Source organism: Pseudomonas sp. GXM4, assembly GCF_008923895.1.
In the GTDB taxonomy this organism is placed as follows: domain Bacteria; phylum Pseudomonadota; class Gammaproteobacteria; order Pseudomonadales; family Pseudomonadaceae; genus Aquipseudomonas; species Aquipseudomonas atacamensis.
Genome location: NZ_WBRZ01000379.1, coordinates 1 through 3,988, shown reverse-complemented (window position 1 = coordinate 3,988; position 3,988 = coordinate 1). Strand labels below are relative to the sequence as shown.

General features: G+C 60.3%; 3 protein-coding genes and 1 pseudogene. All 4 read left to right on the top strand.

The window, feature by feature from the left end; all coding sequences use genetic code 11:
• Window positions 1-806, top strand: a pseudogene (locus tag F8N49_RS26190) (sugar ABC transporter substrate-binding protein); the annotation flags it as partial.
• Window positions 807-1,019: 213 nt separating this feature from the next.
• Window positions 1,020-1,928 (top strand): carbohydrate ABC transporter permease, encoded by a 909-nt coding sequence (locus F8N49_RS26185; RefSeq protein ID WP_016773533.1) that lies wholly within the window; start codon window positions 1,020-1,022, stop codon window positions 1,926-1,928.
• Complete coding sequence (locus F8N49_RS26180) at window positions 1,921-2,766, top strand: carbohydrate ABC transporter permease (protein ID WP_039758116.1); 846 nt, start codon at window positions 1,921-1,923, stop codon at window positions 2,764-2,766. Before F8N49_RS26185 ends, F8N49_RS26180 begins: the two co-directional genes overlap by 8 nt.
• Before the next feature lie 2 nt (window positions 2,767-2,768).
• Complete coding sequence (locus F8N49_RS26175) at window positions 2,769-3,929, top strand: ABC transporter ATP-binding protein (protein WP_041479770.1); 1,161 nt, start codon at window positions 2,769-2,771, stop codon at window positions 3,927-3,929.
• Window positions 3,930-3,988 lie beyond the last annotated feature (59 nt).

Below are 3,988 nucleotides of genomic sequence, written 5' to 3'. Positions count from 1 at the left end.
GCATCACCAAGAATCCAACCACCCTCGAAGAGTTCTACGCAGCCGGCGACAAGCTGAAAGCGGCGGGCTTCATTCCGCTCGCCCACGGCGGTCAGCCTTGGCAGGACAGCACCGTGTTCGAAGCCGTGGTGCTCTCGGTCATGGGCGTGGATGGCTACAAGAAAGCCCTGGTCGATCTCGACAACAAAGCGCTGACCGGCCCGGAAATGGTCAAGGCGCTCACCGAGCTGAAGAAAGTCGCGACCTACATGGACGCTGACGGCAAAGGCCAGGACTGGAACCTCGAAGCGGCCAAGGTCATCAACGGCAAGGCCGGCATGCAGATCATGGGTGACTGGGCCAAGTCCGAATGGACCGCCGCCAAGAAAGTCGCCGGCAAGGACTACGAGTGCGTAGCGTTCCCGGGCACCGACAAGGCGTTCACCTACAACATCGACTCGCTGGCCGTGTTCAAGCAGAAGGATGCAGGCACTGCGGCCGGTCAGCAGGACATCGCCAAAGTCGTGCTGGGTGAGAACTTCCAGAAAGTCTTCAGCATCAACAAAGGCTCGATCCCGGTGCGCAACGACATGTTGAACAACATGGACAAGCTCGGCTTCGACTCCTGCGCACAGACCGCTGCCAAGGACTTCCTGGCGGACGCCAAGTCCGGCGGCCTGCAACCAAGCATGGCGCACAACATGGCGACCACGCTGGCCGTGCAGGGCGCGTTCTTTGACGTAGTCACCAACTACATCAACGACCCGAAAGCCGACCCGGCCGATGCGGCGAAGAAACTCGGCGCGGCGGTTCAGTCGGCCAAGTAATGCTTGGCCCTGTAGGAGTGGGCGTTTGTGGTGAGGGGATTCATCCCCGATGGGTTGCGAAGCGACCCCGGAAAGTTGCAGCGGTGCAGTGTCTGAAATACCGCATGTAATGATTTCGCGACTGCTGCGCAGTCGATCGGGGATAAATCCCCTCGCCACAAGGCTCACTTCTGCAAGGGAATGCTTTCGTAAACCCTTATTGTGGATTTCCCCATGAGTTCTGTTGCTGTGTTCAGCAAGGCCTCGCCGTTCGATGCATTGCAGCGCTGGCTACCGAAACTGGTGCTGGCGCCGAGCATGTTCATCGTGCTGGTGGGCTTCTATGGCTACATCCTGTGGACGTTCATTCTGTCGTTCACCACCTCGACCTTCCTGCCCAACTACAAGTGGGCCGGCCTGGCGCAATATGCGCGGTTGTTCGACAACGATCGCTGGTGGGTGGCGAGCAAGAACCTCGCCGTGTTCGGCGGTATGTTCATCGGCATTACCCTGGTGATCGGCGTGTTGCTGGCGGTGTTCCTCGACCAGCGCATCCGTCGCGAAGGCTTTATCCGCACCATTTACCTGTACCCGATGGCGCTCTCGATGATCGTTACCGGTACCGCATGGAAATGGCTGCTCAACCCGGGCATGGGCCTGGACAAATTGTTGCGTGACTGGGGCTGGGAAGGCTTCCGTCTGGACTGGCTGATCGACCCTGATCGCGTGGTCTACTGCCTGGTGATCGCCGCTGTGTGGCAAGCCTCTGGCTTCATCATGGCGATGTTCCTCGCCGGCCTGCGTGGCGTCGATCAATCGATCATCCGTGCTGCGCAGATCGACGGCGCGAGCATGCCGCGCATTTACTGGAAAGTCGTGCTGCCAAGCCTGCGTCCGGTGTTCTTCAGTGCGGTGATGATCCTCGCGCACATCGCGATCAAGAGCTTCGACCTCGTTGCGGCAATGACCGCCGGCGGTCCGGGTTATTCCTCCGACCTGCCAGCGATGTTCATGTATTCCTTCACCTTCAGTCGCGGCCAGATGGGCATGGGCTCGGCCAGTGCGATTCTGATGCTCGGTGCGATCCTCGCGATCATCGTGCCTTACCTGTATTCCGAGCTGAGGACCAAGCGTCATGACTAGTCTTGCTGCCAAACCCGCTATCAGCTTGAGCCGCATCGCAATCTACGCGGTGCTGATCCTTGCGGTGTTTCTGTATCTGGTGCCGCTGGTGGTGATGTTGCTGACCAGCTTCAAGACCCCGGAAGACATCAGCACCGGCAACCTGCTGAGCTGGCCGACCGTGGTCAGCGGCATCGGCTGGGTCAAGGCCTGGGCCACGGTTGACGGCTACTTCTGGAACTCGATCAAGATCACCGTACCGGCCGTCATCATCTCCACCGCGATCGGTGCGTTGAACGGTTACGTGTTGTCGATGTGGCGCTTCCGTGGTTCGCAGTTGTTCTTCGGTCTGCTGCTGTTCGGCTGCTTCCTGCCGTTCCAGACTGTGCTGCTGCCGGCCTCGTTCACCCTCGGCAAGATGGGCCTGGCGAGCACCACCACCGGCCTGGTGTTCGTGCACGTGGTCTACGGTCTGGCGTTCACCACGCTGTTCTTCCGCAACTACTACGTGAGCATTCCCGATGCGCTGGTCAAGGCTGCGCGTCTGGATGGCGCGGGTTTCTTCACGATTTTCCGCCGCATCATTCTGCCGATGTCGACGCCGATCATCATGGTCTGCCTGATCTGGCAGTTCACCCAGATCTGGAACGACTTCCTGTTCGGTGTGGTGTTCTCCAGCGGTGATTCGCAACCGATCACCGTGGCGCTGAACAACCTGGTCAACACCAGCACCGGCGCCAAGGAATACAACGTGGATATGGCAGCGGCGATGATCGCCGGCCTGCCGACCCTGCTGGTCTATGTGGTCGCAGGCAAGTATTTCGTGCGCGGGCTGACGGCCGGCGCGGTCAAGGGGTAATCATGGCTACGCTTGAACTTCGCAACGTAAACAAGACCTACGGGGCCGGCCTGCCGGACACCCTGAAGAACATCGAACTGTCGATCAAGGACGGTGAATTCCTGATCCTCGTCGGCCCGTCGGGCTGCGGCAAATCGACCCTGATGAACTGCATCGCCGGCCTGGAAACCATCACCGGCGGCGCGATCATGATCGGTGATCAGGACGTCAGCGGCATGAGCCCCAAGGATCGCGACATCGCCATGGTGTTCCAGTCCTACGCGCTGTACCCGACCATGAGCGTGCGCGAGAACATCGAGTTCGGCCTGAAGATTCGCAAGATGCCACAAGCAGCGATCGACGAAGAAGTCGCCCGCGTCGCCAAGCTGTTGCAGATCGAACACCTGCTCAATCGCAAGCCGGGCCAGCTCTCCGGTGGTCAGCAACAGCGCGTGGCGATGGGCCGTGCTCTGGCGCGGCGGCCGAAGATCTACCTGTTCGACGAACCGCTGTCGAACCTCGACGCCAAGCTGCGCGTCGAGATGCGCACCGAAATGAAACTGATGCACCAGCGCCTGAAAACCACCACGGTCTACGTGACCCACGACCAGATCGAAGCGATGACTCTGGGCGACAAGGTCGCGGTGATGAAGGACGGCATCATTCAGCAGTTCGGTACGCCGAAAGACATCTACAACGACCCGGCCAACCTGTTCGTCGCAAGCTTCATCGGTTCGCCGCCGATGAACTTCATCCCCCTGCGTTTGCAGCGCAAGGACGGTCGTCTGCTGGCGCTGCTCGACAGCGGCCAGGCGCGTTGCGAATTGCCGATGAGCATGCAGGACGCCGGGCTTGAAGACCGCGAAGTGATCCTCGGCCTGCGTCCGGAGCAGATCGTGCTGGCGAATGGCGAGGGCAATGGTCTGCCGAGTATTCGCGCCGAAGTGCAGGTCACCGAACCGACCGGTCCGGACACCTTGGTGTTCGTCAACTTGAACGACACCAAGGTCTGCTGCCGACTGGCGCCGGACGTGGCACCGCAGGTGGGCGAAAGCCTGACGCTGCAGTTCGATCCATCGAAAGTGTTGTTGTTCGACGCCAATACCGGTGAGCGCCTGGGCGTTGCGGGCCAGGTGCAGACAGAGACCCGGTCGGCGAATGTGGCGCAGTTCAAAGGCCGCTGAAAAACAATGCTGGAATGCGGTCCGGTGGGAGCTGGCTTGCCAGCGATGGCATCAAACCG